This window comes from Roseateles amylovorans, from assembly GCF_025398155.2.
GTDB classification, from domain to species: Bacteria; Pseudomonadota; Gammaproteobacteria; order Burkholderiales; family Burkholderiaceae_C; genus Roseateles; species Roseateles amylovorans.
The window spans coordinates 5,401,969-5,419,599 of sequence record NZ_CP104562.2 but is presented as its reverse complement, the minus strand read 5'-3'; the positions used below and the strand labels follow the sequence as shown (position 1 = coordinate 5,419,599).

Here is a 17,631-nt window from a genome sequence, read left to right as displayed (position 1 = left end):
ATCAGGGATTGGCAGGGCCGTCGATGCGGCTCAGGTTGTCCTCCGAGTTGCGGTCGATGCGCTTGTTGTACGGATCCACGCCCACCCAGCTCGGTGGTCGATCCACCACCAGCCGCAGCGTCTGCGTACCGGTCCGGATCTGCTGCTGGGTGAAGGACAGGACCGACGCGGCGGTGTAGCCCGGCCGCCCCGGCTCGGCGCTGAAGACGCCGAGGTCGAACGGCTCGGCCAGCGGCGCTTCGGTTTCCTTGCCCTTGCCGTCGGCGTAGAACTTCTTCGCCTCGACGACCAGGCTCACCTCGTACTTGCCGTCGGCCCGCTTCACCGCCTTGGCTTGCGAGACCTTCACATCCAGCAGCGTGATCTTCTCGAACAGGTCGGTGATCAGGGCCTGGTGCTGCGGGCCGGCTTCGGCGCGCAGGATGCGCAGGAAGTCCTGTGTGTTGGCATATGGCGCAGCCTTGAAGGCGTACTGCTGAAGCAGCTTGGCCATGGAGCGATTCACCACGTCCTCGCCGACCACCTCCTTCAGCCAATACAGCACCAGCGATCCCTTCTGATAGTGGATGTAGGACTGGTTCTCCACGCGGGCCAGCGGCAGTTCCTCGACCACCTCGCCGCCGCGGGCGCGCAGGTATCGGTCCAGTTCGTACTTCAGGAACCGGCGCATCTGCTCCTTGCCGTAGAGCCGCTCCATCACCAGCAATGCCGAGTACTGGGCGAAGCTCTCGATCAGCATCGTCGCGCCCTGCTGGTGGCTGGGCACCAGTTGGTGGCCCCACCACTGGTGCGCAATCTCATGGGCGGTGACATAGGTGACGACGTCGATCTTGTCCGGATCGCCGAGCTGGGTCAGGAACCCCAGGTTCTCGGAGTACGGAATCGTATTGGCAAAGCTCTGGGCAAAGTCGGCATAGCTCGGGAACTCCAGAATGCGGGCCTGGCGGAACTGATAGGGCGAGAACTGTTCGCTGAACAACGCCAGCGACTGCTTCATCGCCGCCATCATGCGTGGCACGTTCTGCTCATGGCCCGCATGGTGATAGACCGCCAGATCGATCGGCTTGCCCGCCACCGTCACCTGGTCGCGGGCGATGGTGTAGCGGCCCGACTGGATCGAGAAGAAGTGATTGATCGGCGCATCGGGCTTGAAATGCACGGTGCGGCGGCCGTTGGCGGTGGTGTCGCTGACGGTGTAGCCGGGCGCGATCGGCACCTGATCGGCGTCGGTGGTGAGGGTGATGTCGGCATCGACCCAGTCGCTGTCGGCGCGCAGGACGGAGCGGTCGCGGCCGTGCTCGTCCTCCAGCGCGGGCGGGCGCAGATCGGCCGGCAGGCCGTACTTGCGCCGCTTGGCTCGGTCCTTCAGGAAGCCGTCCCGGCTGATGCCGATGCCCGGTGAGATCGAGCTGTTGTCGATGAAGCTGCCGTTGTCCACCAGGCGGTTGAACGGGGCGCTGTTGGGGAAGCCGCGTTCCTGCAGCGTCGTCTTGAAGGACAGGATCCGCACCTCCCCCGGCTGCATCGCGGGCTGCAGGCGGTAGCTGCGATAGCGCCAGGGGCTGTAGTCCTTCAGCAGGCTCGCGCCGGCCAGGGTGACCTCATCGAGCTGCATGTGTTCATTCCAGTTCAGATGCAGTTCGCTGATCACCCGGCCACTGCGATTCTCGAGGCGGTAGCTGCCCTGGGTGACGGCCTTGACCTCCTTGGGATAGAGCTGCACGGCCAGGGTGACCGCAGTGATGCGCGGCATCGGCAGCGTCTCGAAGGGCAGCAACTCGCGTTCTGCGTCCGCCAGTCTGGCCTCGCGCTGGGCGGTCGGCAGATAGTCGTTGAGCAGGTTGGTGTTCCAGAAGATGAACCCGCCACTGCCCAGCACCGTGGCCAGCGCGACGCCGCCGATGATCAGCGCACCGCCGCGCAGCCGCCGGCGTGCGCCGGGCAGTCGCAACCGCAGCGGGGACACCACCCCACGGCGCCAGAAGGCGTAGGCTCCGACGGCCAGCAGGGTGGCGAAGGCGCTCCAATACAGGTGGAACCAGCTCTGGCCGATCCAGAAGCGGGCCATGCCGTTCATGTCCGACAGCGGCACCGGCGGCGTGCCGCCGTAGTTGTAGAGGTTGTGCTCGAAGCCGGCCGAGCTCAGCGCGACGCTGGCCACCAGGTAGAGCAGCATCAGGCCCCAGCCGATGAACTTCTGCGGCACCATCACCTGAACGAAGACCGAGAGCACGGCCAGTTGAACGGCCACCACCACCGTCGGCCAGGCAAACCACAGCAGGTAGGCGCCGAGCTGGAACTGGGTGTAGCCCTTGAGCACCTGCACCAGCATGCCGGTGAGCACCGCCACCAGCGACGAAGCCACCAGCACCAGGGTGATCGCGGCGATCTTGGGCACCAGATGCGCCCAATCGGGCGCCGCAGTGGCGTCGACGATCTCATGCATGCGGCGTTCGCGGTCACGCCACACCAGCTCCCCGCCGTAGTAGATGGCGATGATGATGGGCATCAGCGTGAAGGCGCCTTGCAGCGCCTGCACCATCAGCCGGGTGACCGGGATGTTGCTGGCGCCATACCAGTCGCCGGTGTACCAGGCGGAGCCGCCGGCATTGATGACCCCGATGATGAGCAGCACGAAGAAGGTCGGGCTGCGGAAGACGAAGGCCATGTCGAAGCGCGCCAGCGCCATGAACTGCGCGCGGCGCGCCGCCGCATCGCTGCGAGGCATCGGCAAGGTCTCACGGCGAGCCGTCGGTGCCGATCGCGGCGCAGCGGCTTTGGGGCTCGCACGGCTGCCGCGCACCTCGAAGCGGAATCGCCACCAGGCCGTGGCGAAGAGCGCCAGCGCCACGCCGGTCCAGAGCACGCGATTGGCCAGCAACAGGCCGGTGATCTCGGGCATCCGGGTGTTGCGATCGGCGGCGGTCCAGTATTTGGTGGCGATCCGCAGCGCGGTCAGGCCGAAGGGATCGGTCAAGGCCGCGACGGTGTCGTGCTGCACATCTCGCAGCAGACCCCGGGTGATGAAGAACAGCACCAGCAAGCCCACGGCGCCGACATAAGTCCACATCATCGACCGCGTCGCGGTGGCCAGGGCAAAGAAGCTGGCGCCGGTGATGAGCAGGGTCGGCAGGCCGAAAACGACGAGTGCGTACAGATAGTGGGACGGCACGAACGGCCCGATCTTCTCGGGGTCCAGCCAGGGCATGGCCGAGCCGATGGCAATGGCCAGGGGCACTGAGGCCAACACCAGCCAGGCGGCGGCGATGGCGCCGGTGAACCGCCCGGTGAGGTAGGCGCCCTTGCCGACACGGGTGCTGCGCAGGATGGGCGCGAAGCCGGTCTCATCGTCCCGCAGCACCGTGCCGGCCACCATCGCCACGACGATGAAGACCGCGAACACCCCCATGATGCCGAGCGTTTGCAGGATCGCGTAGGGCGAGTTGATGTGGACGTTGCCGCGGCTGCCGATCTGGATCTGGTCGATCGTGGTGGCACCGAAGGTCAGCAGGAAGAAGATCAGGCAGCCCACCCAGAAGACGGGACTCTTGAGCTGATAGCGCCATTCGAAGGCGGCAACGGGGCCGAACATGCGTGCCGACATCTCAAGCCACCTTCTCTGCAGACGCACCGGTGGCAGGACCGGCCGCGCGATGGCGATAGAGGGTGGCGAAGTAGACGTCTTCCAGGCCCGGCTCGGCGGGCGCGAAACCCACGCCCGGCGACGCCGCCGCCAGCACCCGGATCACGGTGCGTCCGCCGCGCAGCCGGGTGGCGATCACCTCGTGGCGGGCCTTGGCGGCATCGACCTCCTGCCTGTCGATGCTGGCTTGCCAGATGTGGCCCTGCAACGCGGCAATCAGCTCGGTGGGTGTACCCGCCAGCACGATGCGTCCGCTGACGAGAATCGCCATGCGCGGGCAGAGGTCGGTGACGTCGTCGACGATGTGGGTGGACAGGATCACCACCACGCTCTCGCCGATCTCGGCCAGCAGGTTGTTGAAGCGGTTGCGTTCCTCGGGGTCGAGGCCCGCGGTCGGCTCGTCGACGATGATCAGCTTGGGATTGCCGATCAGCGCCTGCGCAATGCCGAAGCGTTGCCGCATGCCGCCCGAGAAACCGGCGATGGCAGCCTTGCGGACGTCCCACAGATTCACCTGCCGCAGCAGGGCCTCGACGGTGTCGCGTCGCTCGCCGCGACTGGCGATGCCCTTGAGCACGGCCAGGTGATCCAGCATGTCGGCGGCGGACACCCGGGGATAGACACCGAAATCCTGCGGCAGATACCCCAGCGTGGCGCGCAGGGCGTCGGGGCGGGCGAGGACATCGATATCGCCGAAGCGGATCGCGCCGGCGCTGGGCACCTGCAGGGTCGCCAGGCAGCGCATCAGGCTGCTCTTGCCGGCGCCGTTCGGACCCAGCAGACCGAACATGCCCGCAGGGATCTCCAGTGAGACGTCGTCCAGGGCGCGTACGCCGTTGGGATAGGTGTGAGTGAGTTGGCTGATCGAAAGCATGCGGCGCACCATCGAGCGTCGCCGACGGGCCACGCAACGAGATGCACTCTAGCCAGCCACCGCTGGCGCGGGGCACGCTGCGATGAACGGGCGGCGCGCGTGGACAGGCTGCATCCTCGGCGGATTGGTGGCGTCTGTGGTTCGCCCCCTTCAACGGTCCTGGCGCGTCCGTCGATGCATTCTCCAGAATGGTGCTTGGTGCTTGGTGACCGGTGGCCGGTGGCCGGTGGCCGCCGCGCACTGGGGCAATGCGCGCCACGCTGCATCGCGGCGCACCAAGCCGGGCGATTGCGCAACAGGAAGCAACTGGCATGGCCCGTCTCTGCGTGCGAAAACCCTCGCGGGTTGCGCGGCGTTCGCCCAATGCATCGGCGCGAGGGCCGTGTTCATCGGCACTGTGGCGTGTTTACCTCACCCACGACGCCGCCGGCCAACCCGCAGAAATCACGGGATGTCGGTGTTTTCTCACCACAGTGCGCAGTGGGGCATCGCTGTCGCCTTCGAGACGTTTATCCTGCACCACACCCTGGTATCGGCCCGCTCCGTGGGGCTACAGGTCGCCCAATCGTTACAGCCAAGTTCACGCCATTGATAACAATGGCGGACCCTGGACGCACGCATTTTCCGAGACCATGATCCACGCCATTCCCCGCCGCGCCCGTCGCCTGCTTGCCCTTTTGTGCCTCGTGGCTGCTCCGGCGGCCTATGCCGACATCGTCGTGGGCCAGGTGGCGCCCTTCAGTGGCCCGCAGGCAGTGACCGGCCGCGCCATGCGCGCCGGTGCGAAGTTGTGGATCGATGACGTCAATGCACGCGGCGGCATTCGCGGCCAGCGCATCAAGCTCGTGACCCGCGACGACGGGCAGAAGCCGGAAGAAACCGTTCGCCTGGTCAAGGAACTGATCGAGCAGGAATCGCCGATCGCCCTGATCGGCACGGTCGGCACCTCCAACCTGGAAGCCCTCAAGCAGGACGGCGTGCTGGAGAAGACCCGCGTGTCCATCATGGGAGCCGTCTCCGGTGCCACCAGTGTCATCACCGCACGGGGCATCTACCCGGTCAAGGCCAGCTACCGCGAGGAAGTCGACCGCCTCTTCAAGCAACTGAGCGAAACCGGCCGGCTGCGCGTGGGCGTGGTCTTCCAGGATGACGGCCTCGGACGTGACGCCATCGCCGGCGCCCAGGCGTCGGCCAAGACTTACGGCATTACCTTGGTGGCGCAGTCCGGTTATGCCCGCAACACCACCGAAGTGACCAAGGCGGTGGAGGACATGGTCAAGGCGGCGCCGGATGTGATCTTCCTGGCTGCCACCACCGCCGCCGCCATCGAATTCACCAGCCGGTACCAGACGGCCGGCGGCCATGCCGGTCTGTACGGCATGTCCATCATTGACGTGCAGGCGCTGCTCGCCAAGCTGGGACCGGAGCGCGCACGCGGCTTCGCCTTCTCGGTGGTGCTGCCGACCGACGACCGTCAAGACCGCGAAGTGGTGCGCGAATACCAGCGCCTGCGCCAGAGCGCCAAGGACACGTCGGAGCTGTCGTCGCGTTCCATCGAAGGCTTCATTGCCGCCCGTGCGCTGACCAAGGCACTGGAACGCACAACCGCCTCCGGTCCTCAGGCCCTGAGCGACACGCTCGAGCGTGGCTTCGACACCGACGTTGGCGGCCACCGCCTGACCTTCGGCAAGGGGCAGACGCCGTCGCGCTATGTGGATTTCGCGGTCCTGGGCACCGGCGGCCGATTGGTTCGCTGATTCGCCTGGTTCGCCTGGTTCGCTGGGGCGCTGAAAGGCCTGATTCACAGGCAGCGCCTCGGCGCCTGCGCGTGAGCGCGGGGGGCGTACCATCCTGGCGGAGCGACGGATGACGCGACCGCGTGGGTCGACGGTGCATCCGTCCGCCGGTCCCTCTGCTGATCGGAGCCAGCGATGAAAGTTCAGGACATCATGTCGACGCGGGTGGTGACGGTCGAACTCGACGACCGTCTGCACGTGGTCAAGAAGATCTTCGACTCGACCCACTTCCATCACCTGCTGGCGGTCGAGACCGACGGCACACTCTACGGGGTGGTCTCCGACCGGGATCTGCTGCGGGCGCTCAGCCCTTTCATCGGCAGCACGGTGGAGACCCATCGGGATGCGGCCACGCTCAACAAGGCGGTGCATCAGGTCATGTCGCGCGCGCCGATCACCCTGCCGGCCGACGCCACTGTCGCTCAGGCAATCCAGGTGTTCCTGGACCATCCGGTGTCGTGCATTCCGATCGTGGATGCCCACTTCAAGCCGATCGGCATCGTCAGTTGGCGGGATGTGCTGAAGTCGTTTGCCGACAACGAGGCGACGGCGAGCCCCGGCTGAGTTCAACGCCTTGCTGCGGCGGCGTACCGCCTCGCCGTCCTTCTTAGAGCCCCAGAAACGCCGTCAGCTCGTCCAGGTAGTCCTCAAAATCCGCCAGGCCGTGATCGCTGCCTTCCAGCAGCTTGATCCGGCAATCGGCGTAGCGGGCGGCCATCTCCCGCCAGTCCAGCACCTCATCGCCTTTGGCGACCACCGCCATCAGCCGGTCCGGGTGTGCGATCTCGCCCACTGCCAGCTCGCGCAGCTCGCCGACGAACTCGGGTCGAAAGTAGAAGTGCTCGGACGGGTCCTGCCAGCAGGTCTGCTCGCCGATGTAGTTCGACAGGTCCCGCGCAGGATCCACCGCCGGGTTCAGCAGCACCGTCCGCGCGCCAGTGAGCTGCGCGACCTGGGTCGCATAGAAGCCGCCCAGCGAGCTGCCCATCACCGCCATGGTGTCGACCGGCCAGTCCTGGATCAGCGCCCGCACCAGCGTCAAGGCGTCGCGCGGGGAGGGCGGCAATTGCGGGCTGGCGAAATGCAGGTCCGGCCGATGGTCCTGCACCCAGCGCGCCATCCGCCGGGCCTTGGCCGAGCGAGGCGAGGAGCGGAATCCATGCAGGTACAACAGATGGGTGCGGCGCGCCGGCGCATCGGGGGATGCGGGCGTGGAGACGGTCGTTGGCGCGCTGGCCGCAGCCGGCATCGGAGAGGCGGGCGAAGTCATGCGCGGCAGTGTAGGTTGCCGTCGGGAGGGTCACTTTCGGCATGGGGGCTTGGGCCGGCTATCGTTCTGCGGGGCCTCTCTGCGAGGGCATCTGGGCGATGCACGGAAATCGAAGATTCCACTCGCTCGTTAGTGCGCATTGACGGGGCACCGACGTCCCCCGCACAGTCTTTGTTTTTCCACCCACGGGTGCGGACGGTTGATCCCGCCGACCCTGTCTGACTCAGCCGCTTATGACCACCACGGAGTCGATCAAGCTGTCGGCGATTGCCGTCGCTTCCCTGTTGCTGTGCGCCTGCGCCGCGCCGCCCACCGCCGGCACCGCGCCCGCGGGAGCTTCGCCGGCCGCCGCCGCCGCGCCGGCCAGCGCCGCGTCCGGCGCACCGGGCGCGCCGGGTGCCGCATCGCCGATGACCGCCGCGCGTCCGCCCGCCGATCCGACCGCCCCCAAGCCCTTCGCTGACGTCGCGCGCGACACCAAGCGCCAGGACGGCCTGTTCCCCATCCTGCGCAAGGACGAGAAGGTCTGGCTGGAAATCCCGCGCGCGATGTTGAACAAGCCCTTCCTGTTCACCATCAACATCTCCAGCTCCATCGGCGAGCGCGGCTTCTACGCCAGCCAGATGGGCCCGGACGTGATGGCCGAATGGCGCCGCGTGGGCAACACCCTCCAGCTGGTCGCGCTCAACACCCGATTCCGTGCCGAAGGCGGCGGCAAGCGCGCTGCCGAAGAGGCGTTCTCGCCCAGCCTGCTGGCGGCCGGCCCGGTGGCCAGCGCCGATCATCCGGAGCGCAAGTCCTTCCTGGTGGACGCCGGAATGCTGCTGAGCGACATCCCCGGCATGTCCACCCGTCTGGAAGCGGCCTTCCGCCTGCCTTACTCGGTGGACCGCGGCAATTCCTACTTCGAGGCCACCCGTGCCGATGGGACCCTCAGCACCCTGAACGCGCGCCTGCACTACTTCACGCCGCGCATCCCGGCGCCGCCGCTGGTGGCCCCGCCGGTGCCGGTCCCCACGCCGCCGCAAGCGACGCCGGATCCGCGCTCGATGTTCATGGGCTTCGTCTTCAACTTCCGTGCACTGCCGGCCAACGCGATGGACACCCGTCGCGCCGATGGCCGCCTGGGTCATTTCACCGAGTCGTTCACCGACCTGAGCGATGACGTGAAGGCCAATCCGCGGGTGCACTTCGTCAATCGCTGGCGTCTGGAGAAGAAGGATCCCGCCGCCGAGCTGTCCGAGCCGGTGCAGCCGATCGTCTACTGGATGGACAAGAACATCCCGGCGAAATATCGCCCCGCAGTGGAAGCCGGCATCCTGGAATGGAACAAGGCCTTCGAGAAGATCGGCTTCAAGAACGCGGTCGTGGCCAAGCAGCAGCCCGACGACGCGGACTGGGACAACATGGACGCTTCGCATGCGTCGATCCGCTGGTTCGTCGGCTCCGACGTCGGCTTCGCGATCGGACCGAGCCATGTGGACCCGCGCAGCGGTGAGATCCTGGATGCCGACATCGGCATGAGCGACGTGTTCTCCCGCGGCGGCCGCGCCTTCATCAGCGAAGACGTGCCGCGCATCGGCTCGCTGGGCGAAGAGGCCTCGGCGCTGGCCCAGATGAACCAGGGTTGGCGCGAGGGCCGCAACGCGGCCTACTGCACCTATGCCCATGATGCGTCCGACGAGATGGACTTCGCGCTGGACATCCTCGAGGCCCGCGGCGACATCGCGCCGGACAGCCCCGAGGCCGACGCCTTCATCCAGGCGCGCATCAAGGACGTGATCATGCATGAGGTCGGTCACACGCTGGGTCTGAAGCACAACTTCAAGGCCTCGCTGGCGGTGACCCAGACCCAGCTCAAGGACAAGGCCTTCACCGATGCGAAGGGCATCTCCGCCTCGGTGATGGACTACAACGCCTACAACATCCCGTTGGAAGGCGAAGCGCAGACCACCTACAACAACACCACGCTGGGCGCCTACGACTACTGGGCGATCGAGTACGCCTACAAGACCCTGCCCAAGGAGCAGGAGGCGGCGGAGCTGTCGCGCATTGCGTCGCGCAACACCGAGCCCGGCCTGGCCTATGCGGATGATGCCGACGCGGGCGGCTTCGGTCCGTTCGATGGCATGGACCCGACCGCCAACCGCTTCGACCTGGGCGACGACCCGCTGGCCTACTACAAGAAGCGTCTGAAGCTGTCGCAGGAACTCTGGGCCCGGGTGCAGGCCCGCAAGCCGGAGGCGGGCGAGGATCCGCTGCGTCAGCGTCGGTCGCTGCTGAACGGCTTCTCGCAGTTGGCGCGCTCGTCCGAGCTGGTCGGCAAGTATGTGGGCGGCATGTACAGCGTGCGTGATGTGCCGGGTGCGGCCCATCCGGCCCTGCGGCCGGTGGAGCCCGCCAAGCAGCGCGATGCCTTGCGCTTCCTGTCGACCGGCTTGTTCAGTGCGGACAGCTTCCGCTTCAAGCCGGAGTTCCTGAGCTCGCTGACCACCGATTACGTGGAGTTCGCCCGCAGCGAGTGGGTGAGCATTCCGACGGCGGTGTCGCGGGTGCAACTGGTGGCGCTGGACCGCTTGCTGAGCGCCAACACGGCGATCCGCCTGATGGAGCTGCCCAACTATGTGCCGGAGTCGCAGCGCAAGGGCGTGATCTCGCTCAACGAGGTCTACGGCACGCTGCAGTCCTCGATCTTCAGCGAACTCAAGACCGGTGCCGAGATCGATCGCCTGCGTCGCAATCTGCAGCGCGAGTACCTGCGCCGTCTGCAGGCCAACCTGACCCGCGGCAGCGCGGCCACCGGCCAGTTCGCCGATGCCTACGCAATGCTGCGTCTGCATGCGACCCAGCTGCAGTCCGAGCTGCGCAGCGCGCAGGCCAAGGGCGGTCAGTCGGTCGAGACCCGTGCGCACATTGCCGAAAGCCTGGACATGCTCAGCAGCGTGCTCAAGGCGACGATGTCGCGCACCTGATCGGACCTGCGGTCCTGAGGTGAAGGCCGGCAGTGATGCCGGCCTTTTTCTTTGGCTGTCGGATCAACCGGTCCGATCATCCGGATACCGCCGCTCCGCTGCGACGATGTCCCACACCGCGATGAACATCGCCGCGATCAGCGGGCCGATGACGAAGCCGTTGATGCCGAACACCGCCATGCCGCCCAGGGTGGACAGCAGCACCACATAGTCCGGCATCTTGGTGTCCTTGCCCACCAGCAGCGGGCGCAGCACGTTGTCCACCAGGCCGATCACCAGGGTGCCGTAGACCAGCAGGCCGATGCCGGCGCCCAGGTTGCCCGTGGCCAGAAGATAAATGGCCACCGGACCCCAGACCAGCGCCGCACCCACCGCCGGCAGCAGCGACAGGAAGCCCATCAGCACCGCCCACAGCACCGGCGCATGGATGCCCAGCACCCAGAAGGCCAGGCCACCCAGCGCGCCCTGCAGTGCGGCCACAACGATGTTGCCCTTCACCGTCGCACGGATGACGGTGCGGAACTTCTCGCCCAGCTGGCGCTTGTAGGCCTCCTGCAGCGGCAGGGCGTCCCGGATGCGGTGCGACAGCGCTTCGCCGTCGCGCAGCAGGAAGAACAGCAAATACAGCATCACGACGAAGCTGACCAGGAAGTCGAACGTGTCCTGCCCGAAGCCCACCACCTTGGTCGCTGCGAACTGGCTGCCCTGGTTCAGCGCGCCGGCCAGCTTCTCCTGCAGCGAGCTGAGGTCGTGCAGGCCCACCCGCTCCAGCAGGTCCATCAGCCAGCTCGGCGTGGCGGCATAGACCTGCTGCACATAGGTGGTGAAGTCGAAGCGCCCGGACTTCGCCAGCTCGAACAACACCGTGGCCTCGCGCACCAGCGCGCCCATGACATAGGTCATCGGCAGCACCACCAGCAACACGATCAGCAGGATGGTCGACAGGCCGGCCAGGTTGGGGCGCTTGAGCTTCTTCAGCAAGCGGCGGTAGACGGGCTGGAACACGATCGCCAGCGCGACGCCCCACAGCACCGCGCTCATCATCGGCCACAGGATCCAGGCGAAGGCCAGGGTGACCAGCGCCAGCAGGCACAGGAAAGATCGGTTCTGCAGGGCGGGGACCAGCTTGCCGGGAGAGCTCATCGTGTCGGTGCTCCAGAAAGAAGAGAGTGGCGTGCGCCGCGGCACCGATCTGCGATCCCGCGAAGGACATCGCAGAACGCGTTCGGCCGCCGCCGGCCACGCAAAGCCCGGGCCGAAATGCCGTGCGCGGGCGATGGATGGTATCGGCAGATTGGCCCGGTGCTGCGTCGGTGCAGGGCGCTTGCGCGTGTCAGCGGACAGGCGGTGTGAGTGGGGCCGGCGCGGTCTGTGTCGGTCACAGCGGAGGCGAGACCCTCGCCGACGCGGTCAGTCTCACCGCCATTGGCCGCTGTCGACGCCGTCGATGCGTGTTCAATCAAGCGACGCCCTCGCCAGCCACGAGCGGCCGACGTCGCGCCGACGTCGCGCCGACGCACCGCGTCATGGCTATTTCAGCGCGTCGAGCAGCTTCTCGTGGATGCCGCCGAAGCCGCCGTTGCTCATGCACAGCAGATGATCGCCGGGCCGCGCGGCCTTCTTCACCAGCGCGACCAGCTCGTCCACATCAGCGCCCACGAGCGCCTGCTCGCCCAGCGGCGCCAGCGCCTCGCGGGCATCCCAGCTCAGGCCGCCCTGGTTGCAGAAGCTCAGGTCGGCTTCCTCCAGGGCCCAGGGAAGCTGCGCCTTCATGGTGCCCAGCTTCATCGTGTTGGAACGGGGCTCGAAGATCGCCAGGATCCGCTCCGCCGGCGCGATGCGGCGGCGCAGCCCGTTGATGGTGGTGTGGATGGCGGTGGGATGGTGGGCGAAGTCGTCATAGACCTTGATGCCGCGCACCTCGCCGCGCAGCTCCAGCCGGCGCCGCACATTCTTGAAGCCGTTCAGGGCCTGGGCCGCCGGTTCGGACTCGATGCCCACATGCTCCGCCGCAGCGATGGCGGCCAGCGCATTGAGCTGGTTGTGCTCACCCAGCAGGTCCCAATTCACATGGCCGACCTTCAGGCTGCCGCGCAGCACGTCGAACGACTGCGGCTCGCCGCGTGCGCGCAGAGCGCCGGGCTCCTCCTTGCGGGCGCCGAAGCGTTGCACCTCGCTCCAGCAGCCGCGCGCCAGCACCCGCTGCAGCGCGTCCTCCCGCGCATTGACGATCAGCCGACCGGACGCCGGCACGGTGCGCACCAGGTGATGAAACTGGGTCTCGATGGCGGCCAGGTCCGGGAAGATGTCGGCGTGGTCGTGTTCCAGGTTGTTGAGGATCGCGGTGCGTGGCCGGTAATGGACGAACTTGCTGCGCTTGTCGAAGAAGGCGGTGTCGTATTCGTCCGCCTCGATCACGAAGTACCGACCGCCCCCCAGCCGGGCCGACACGCCGAAGTTCTGCGGCACGCCGCCGATCAGGAAGCCGGGGGCCAGGCCGCAGGACTCCAGGATCCAGGCCAGCATCGAGGTGGTGCTGGTCTTGCCGTGGGTGCCGGCCACCGCCAGCACATGCCGACCCTGCAGCACATGCTCGGCCAGCCACTGCGGCCCGCTGGTGTAGGGCAGGCCGCCATCCAGAATGGCTTCCATCAACGGAAACCGGCCCTCCGACGACCGTGTCACCACATTGCCCACGACGAACAGGTCGGGTTGGAGCGCCAGCTGGTCCTCGCCGAAACCCTCGATCAGCTCGATGCCCAGGGCTTCGAGCTGGGTGGACATCGGCGGATAGACATTCGCATCGCAGCCGGTCACCCGATGGCCGGCTTCGCGCGCCAATGCGGCGAGGCCACCCATGAAGGTGCCGCAGATGCCGAGGATATGGATATGCATGGCGAGTCTCTTCCGCAGCGCGGCCTTCAGGAATTCCGCGCTAATTGCATCAATGGCTGTACCAATTGGTAAGCAAGGGTAATGCCTGTCTCAAAGTTGTGAGCACGAGACAGTGAGGCGCGACCTCCGGATCGGGCGCTTTGAGGTCGGGCACGAGCACCACGCCCATGCCGGCGGACAGCGCCGCCTGAGCACCATAGCTCGAATCTTCGAAGGCCAGGCAGTCGACGGGCGCCTGTTTCAACGAACGGGCGGCAAGCTCGAACAGGTCGGGAAACGGCTTGCCGCGCGCCACCTGGTCGCCGCCGTGCACGGCATCGAAGAACTCGAGCAGGCCGGCCGTCTTCAGACGATGGACGACCTTCTCATGGCGGGTGGACGAAGCCAGCGCCAGCGGCACGCCGCGGGCCTTCAGGGCCGACAGCAGCTCCGGCACGCCCGGCATCGGTGCGAATCCGCGCTCTCCGATCGAGTCGGCCAGACGGCGGTCGACCGCTTCATAGGCGGCCTCTGCGGCGCTCAGGCTGCCGAAGTGGGGCGTCATCAGCGCCAGGCAATCCTGCCGGTTGCGGCCCACGGTGAGTAGGTATTGCTCCGGCGTGAACGACAGGCCCAGCTCGGCCGCATGGGCCAGCCAGGCGTCCCGGATGGGTCGCTCGGAGTCCAGCAGCAGGCCGTCCATGTCGAACACCGCAGCGCGATAACGACGGCTCGCGGCCGCAGCCGTTCCGCTTGCATCCATGCCCATGCCCACCCCTGCGCCGGTGCCGCCGAAACGGTCGGTCATCGTGCTGCCGGACGGGCTCAGCGCAGGGCGCGGCGGGCCGCGTCCAGCGTGGCGTCGATGTCGGCGTCGCTGTGGGCGGCGGACACGAAGCCGGCTTCGTACAGCGCCGGTGCCAGATAGACGCCATCGTCCAGCATGGCGTGGAAGAAGCGGTTGAAGCGTTCCTTGTCGGTGCGCATCACCTCGGTGTAGGTGGCGGGCAGCGAGGGCAGCAGGAAGAAGCCGAACATGCCGCCTTCGCTGTCGGCGCTGAAGGGCACGCCGTTGTCGGCGGCCACTTGGGTCAGGCCGTCGACCAGCCGACGGGTCCTGGCGCTCAGGGCTTCGAAGAAGCCGGGCTTGGCGATCTCGCGCAGCGTGGCCAGGCCGCAGGCGGTGGCCACCGGATTGCCCGACAGGGTGCCAGCCTGGTAGACCCCGCCCAGCGGGGCGAGGTGCTTCATGATGTCGCGGCTGGCGCCGAAGGCGGCCAGCGGCATGCCGCCGCCGATCACCTTGCCGAAGACGCTGATGTCCGGCTTGAAGCCCGGGATCAGGTCCGCATAGTGGCCCTGGGCGCTGCGCAGGCCGACGCGGAAGCCGGTCATCACCTCATCCAGCACCAGCAGCGCGCCGTGGGCGCTGCACAGCTCCCGCAGGCGGGTCATGAAGGGCACGCTGGCGCGCACGAAGTTCATGTTGCCGGCGATCGGCTCGACGATCACGCAGGCCAGTTCGGCCCCATGCAGGGCGAACGCCTCTTCGAGCTGCTCGACGTTGTTGTATTCCAGGACCAGCGTGTGCTGCGCGGTGGCCTCCGGCACGCCGGCGCTGGTGGGATGACCGAAGGTCGCCAGGCCGGAGCCGGCCTTCACCAGCAGGGCGTCGGTGTGGCCGTGGTAGCAGCCTTCGAACTTGATGAACTTGTTGCGGCCGGTCGCGCCGCGGGCGAGCCGGATGGCGCTCATCGTGGCTTCGGTGCCGGAGCTGACCAGGCGAATCTGCTCGCAGCTGGGCACCAGGCGCAGGATCTCCTCGGCCAGCTCGATCTCACGCTCGGTCGGCGCACCGAACGACAGGCCCTCGACCACGGCACGCTGCACCGCGTCGATCACGGCCGGATGGCCATGGCCCAGGATCATCGGGCCCCAGGAGCCGATGTAGTCGATGTAGCGCTTGCCGTCGGCGTCCACGATGTAGGCGCCTTCGCCGCGGGCGATGAAGCGCGGCGTGCCGCCCACGGCACGGAAGGCCCGCACCGGCGAATTCACGCCGCCGGGGATGACGCGCTGTGCGCGGGTGAACAGGGTGTCGTTCTGGCTCATGGCTTCAGGGGGCCGGGGACGGCTCGGTGGAAACGGACGGGGCGGCGGGGCTCGCGCCGGACGAGGCGCGGCAGCACCCGGGCGCCGGAAGGCTGCTCCCCGGTCCGGCCACCGCAGGCGGACGGCCCCGAGGATCAATGACAGGTCGTTCGGGCTTCAGTGGATGCGGCGCGGGCCGCGGCTGGGCGGTTCATCCATCGACAGCTCCTCGGTCGGTCCGACCGGCTTGGGCTCGGCGCCTTCGGCACCTTCCTCCTCGCCTTCCTCGCCGGGCGGCAGCGCCCAGAAGAAGCGGTCGGGGACCACATTGCCCATGCCGGGGCGGAAGCCCGCCTCCAGCGACTGATCCAGGAAGGCCAGCGCCTCGCCCACCGCATCGTGCGGTTCGGACCCGACCGACAGCAAGGCCGCCAGGGCCGCGGACAGGGTGTCGCCGGCGCCGACGAAGGTCGCTTCGAAGCGCTCGAACTTCTCGCCGGTGATGGCGCCCTGAGGGCCGGCCAGCACATTGTCCAGATACTGGTTGGGCAGGCCGATGCCGGTCACCAGCACATGCGCGGCGCCGTGCTGGTGGGCGGCCACCGCGAGTTCACGCGGGGAGGCGGGGCGGTCGGCGTCCCAGTCGGGCAGCAGGCAGTCGCACAGCGTCTTGTGGTTGCCCACCAGCACCAGCGTCTGCGGCAGCACCAGCTCCCGGAAGGCGTCCAGGTAACTTTGCTGCTGCTCCTCGTCCAGCCAGGAAATGCTGGGCAGGTAGGCGACCAGCGGCACGTCGGGATAATCCGACAGCACCTCCGCCACCGAGGCGATGCCCTCTGCGCTGCCCAGGAAGCCGACCTTCCAGGCGGCGACCGGGACATCCTCGAGGATGGAGCGGGCCTGCTCGACGATGCAGTCGCCGTCCAGGGTGTGGTGGTCGAACACCTCGGCGGTGTCGCGCATGAGGATGGCGGTGATCACCGGCAGGGCGTGGGCGCCCATCGCGGCGATGGTCGCCACGTCGCCGGCGCTGCCGCCGGCGCCGCTGGGATCGCTCGCGTTGAAGCTCATCACGCAGGCCGGCGGCGGCGATTCCTGGTCGTCCACGGCGGGCGACGCATCGGGGGAGGCTTGGTCTTGACGGCTCATGGATGGACGGCGGAAAGCCGTGAACTGATGCGCGGAATGTGACGAAGGACCGGTTTTAACTGTTGTTTCATCGGTACTTCTGCCCACCGGGGAACCCAGGGGGGATGGCTACAATCTTTCGATCATTGTAGTGATGCAAAGTCAACCCATCGTGAGCGAAGCAAGGACCTGGATGTGCCTGATCTGCGGCTGGATTTATGACGAGGCCGCGGGAGATCCCGAACACGGCATCGCCGCCGGTACGCGTTGGGAGGACGTCGACATGAACTGGACCTGTCCAGAATGCGGCGCCCGCAAGGAAGATTTCGAAATGGTCCAGATCTGATCGTCGGCGGCTGAACCGGGCTTGCCCGGGCGGGCCGGGATGCGGCCGCCGCAGGGCGGCGGGGTGACATCCGGCCGGCGGAACCGACATCGAATCGCCACAACCCTGACAACCAGGGCTTGAAGAATACGGAGTACAGCTTGGAATCCAAGACGGCCACCAAAGTCCTGGTCATCGACGACAGCAACACCATCCGCCGCAGCGCCGAGATCTTCCTGAAGCAGGGCGGCCATGAGGTGGTGCTGGCCGAAGACGGCTTCGACGCCCTCGCCAAGCTGAGCGACTATCAGCCCGACCTGGTGTTCTGCGACATCCTCATGCCGCGGCTGGACGGTTACCAAACCTGCGCCATCATCAAGCGCAACCCGCAGTTCTCGGCCGTGCCGGTGATCATGCTGTCGTCCAAGGACGGCTTGTTCGACAAGGCGCGGGGCCGGATGGTGGGTTCGCAGGACTATCTGACCAAGCCGTTCACCAAGGACCAGCTGTTGCAGGCGGTTCAACAACATCGCCGCGAGGCCTGAAGCCGAATAAGTCACACCACCGCGAAGTCGCGGTGTCCGATCACCCGCAGTTACTGCCAATCTCACCCCCGGCGAAAGGCCGCCGCGGTTTCGTCAGTACGAACCGCGCTACC

13 protein-coding genes are annotated in these 17,631 nt (G+C 67.2%); 5 read left to right on the top strand and 8 right to left on the bottom strand.

Annotated features, from left to right (window positions below; all coding sequences use genetic code 11):
• Nucleotide 1: 1 nt before the first annotated feature.
• Nucleotides 2-3,604 carry an ABC transporter permease/M1 family aminopeptidase gene (locus N4261_RS22465; RefSeq protein ID WP_261757473.1) on the bottom strand — a complete coding sequence of 1,201 codons (3,603 nt, stop codon included), beginning with the start codon at nt 3,602-3,604 and terminating at the stop codon, nt 2-4.
• Nucleotide 3,605: 1 nt separating this feature from the next.
• Complete coding sequence (locus tag N4261_RS22460; protein WP_261757472.1) at nt 3,606-4,517, bottom strand: ABC transporter ATP-binding protein; 912 nt, start codon at nt 4,515-4,517, stop codon at nt 3,606-3,608.
• 686 nt (nt 4,518-5,203) lie between these two features.
• Between N4261_RS22460 and N4261_RS22455 the strand changes: the two genes are divergently transcribed.
• Entirely contained in the window at nt 5,204-6,274 is a 1,071-nt protein-coding gene (locus tag N4261_RS22455) for an ABC transporter substrate-binding protein (RefSeq protein ID WP_261757471.1), read from the top strand.
• Between the two features lie 174 nt (nt 6,275-6,448).
• Nucleotides 6,449-6,877, top strand: coding sequence for a CBS domain-containing protein (locus N4261_RS22450; RefSeq protein ID WP_261757470.1), 429 nt, complete (start codon nt 6,449-6,451; stop codon nt 6,875-6,877).
• A 43-nt stretch (nt 6,878-6,920) separates the two neighbouring features.
• Here the strand turns inward: N4261_RS22450 and N4261_RS22445 are convergent, their stop codons facing one another.
• Entirely contained in the window at nt 6,921-7,583 is a 663-nt protein-coding gene (locus N4261_RS22445) for a YqiA/YcfP family alpha/beta fold hydrolase (RefSeq protein ID WP_261757469.1), read from the bottom strand.
• A gap of 233 nt (nt 7,584-7,816) precedes the next feature.
• On the opposite strand from N4261_RS22445, the gene N4261_RS22440 reads away from it, so the two are divergent.
• A complete protein-coding gene (locus tag N4261_RS22440; RefSeq protein WP_261757468.1) occupies nt 7,817-10,555 on the top strand; it encodes a zinc-dependent metalloprotease in 2,739 nt (912 codons plus the stop codon).
• A 63-nt stretch (nt 10,556-10,618) separates the two neighbouring features.
• On the opposite strand, the gene N4261_RS22435 is transcribed toward N4261_RS22440, so the two are convergent.
• The 5 genes from N4261_RS22435 to thiD form a co-directional block, all read right to left on the bottom strand.
• Nucleotides 10,619-11,698 carry an AI-2E family transporter gene (locus N4261_RS22435; RefSeq protein ID WP_261757467.1) on the bottom strand — a complete coding sequence of 360 codons (1,080 nt, stop codon included), beginning with the start codon at nt 11,696-11,698 and terminating at the stop codon, nt 10,619-10,621.
• Between the two features lie 387 nt (nt 11,699-12,085).
• Nucleotides 12,086-13,450, bottom strand: a complete 1,365-nt coding sequence (mpl, locus tag N4261_RS22430; protein ID WP_261757466.1) for a UDP-N-acetylmuramate:L-alanyl-gamma-D-glutamyl-meso-diaminopimelate ligase — start codon at nt 13,448-13,450, stop codon at nt 12,086-12,088.
• 49 nt (nt 13,451-13,499) lie between these two features.
• Nucleotides 13,500-14,237 (bottom strand): HAD family hydrolase, encoded by a 738-nt coding sequence (locus tag N4261_RS22425; RefSeq protein ID WP_261757465.1) that lies wholly within the window; start codon nt 14,235-14,237, stop codon nt 13,500-13,502.
• 17 nt (nt 14,238-14,254) lie between these two features.
• Entirely contained in the window at nt 14,255-15,541 is a 1,287-nt protein-coding gene (hemL, locus tag N4261_RS22420) for a glutamate-1-semialdehyde 2,1-aminomutase (RefSeq protein ID WP_261757464.1), read from the bottom strand.
• A 156-nt stretch (nt 15,542-15,697) separates the two neighbouring features.
• On the bottom strand, nt 15,698-16,669 hold the full coding sequence (gene thiD, locus N4261_RS22415) for a bifunctional hydroxymethylpyrimidine kinase/phosphomethylpyrimidine kinase (RefSeq protein ID WP_354005382.1): 972 nt from the start codon (nt 16,667-16,669) through the stop codon (nt 15,698-15,700).
• Nucleotides 16,670-16,802: 133 nt separating this feature from the next.
• Between thiD and N4261_RS22410 the strand changes: the two genes are divergently transcribed.
• Both N4261_RS22410 and N4261_RS22405 read left to right on the top strand, forming a co-directional pair.
• On the top strand, nt 16,803-16,994 hold the full coding sequence (locus tag N4261_RS22410) for a rubredoxin (RefSeq protein ID WP_084452486.1): 192 nt from the start codon (nt 16,803-16,805) through the stop codon (nt 16,992-16,994).
• Nucleotides 16,995-17,134: 140 nt separating this feature from the next.
• Nucleotides 17,135-17,518 carry a response regulator gene (locus tag N4261_RS22405; protein WP_261757463.1) on the top strand — a complete coding sequence of 128 codons (384 nt, stop codon included), beginning with the start codon at nt 17,135-17,137 and terminating at the stop codon, nt 17,516-17,518.
• Nucleotides 17,519-17,631: the final 113 nt, after the last annotated feature.

What these genes read in the sequence shown, in the direction of transcription:
- N4261_RS22465 (WP_261757473.1), bottom strand. Translation starts at nt 3,604, where the DNA reads ATGTCGGCACGCATGTTCGGCCCCGTTGCCGCCTTCGAATGGCGCTAT.
- N4261_RS22460 (WP_261757472.1), bottom strand. Translation starts at nt 4,517, where the DNA reads ATGCTTTCGATCAGCCAACTCACTCACACCTATCCCAACGGCGTACGC.
- N4261_RS22445 (WP_261757469.1), bottom strand. Translation starts at nt 7,583, where the DNA reads ATGACTTCGCCCGCCTCTCCGATGCCGGCTGCGGCCAGCGCGCCAACG.
- N4261_RS22435 (WP_261757467.1), bottom strand. Translation starts at nt 11,698, where the DNA reads ATGAGCTCTCCCGGCAAGCTGGTCCCCGCCCTGCAGAACCGATCTTTC.
- N4261_RS22425 (WP_261757465.1), bottom strand. Translation starts at nt 14,237, where the DNA reads ATGACCGACCGTTTCGGCGGCACCGGCGCAGGGGTGGGCATGGGCATG.
- N4261_RS22450 (WP_261757470.1), top strand. Translation starts at nt 6,449, where the DNA reads ATGAAAGTTCAGGACATCATGTCGACGCGGGTGGTGACGGTCGAACTC.
- N4261_RS22440 (WP_261757468.1), top strand. Translation starts at nt 7,817, where the DNA reads ATGACCACCACGGAGTCGATCAAGCTGTCGGCGATTGCCGTCGCTTCC.
- mpl (WP_261757466.1), bottom strand. Translation starts at nt 13,450, where the DNA reads ATGCATATCCATATCCTCGGCATCTGCGGCACCTTCATGGGTGGCCTC.
- thiD (WP_354005382.1), bottom strand. Translation starts at nt 16,669, where the DNA reads ATGAGCCGTCAAGACCAAGCCTCCCCCGATGCGTCGCCCGCCGTGGAC.
- hemL (WP_261757464.1), bottom strand. Translation starts at nt 15,541, where the DNA reads ATGAGCCAGAACGACACCCTGTTCACCCGCGCACAGCGCGTCATCCCC.
- N4261_RS22410 (WP_084452486.1), top strand. Translation starts at nt 16,803, where the DNA reads ATGCAAAGTCAACCCATCGTGAGCGAAGCAAGGACCTGGATGTGCCTG.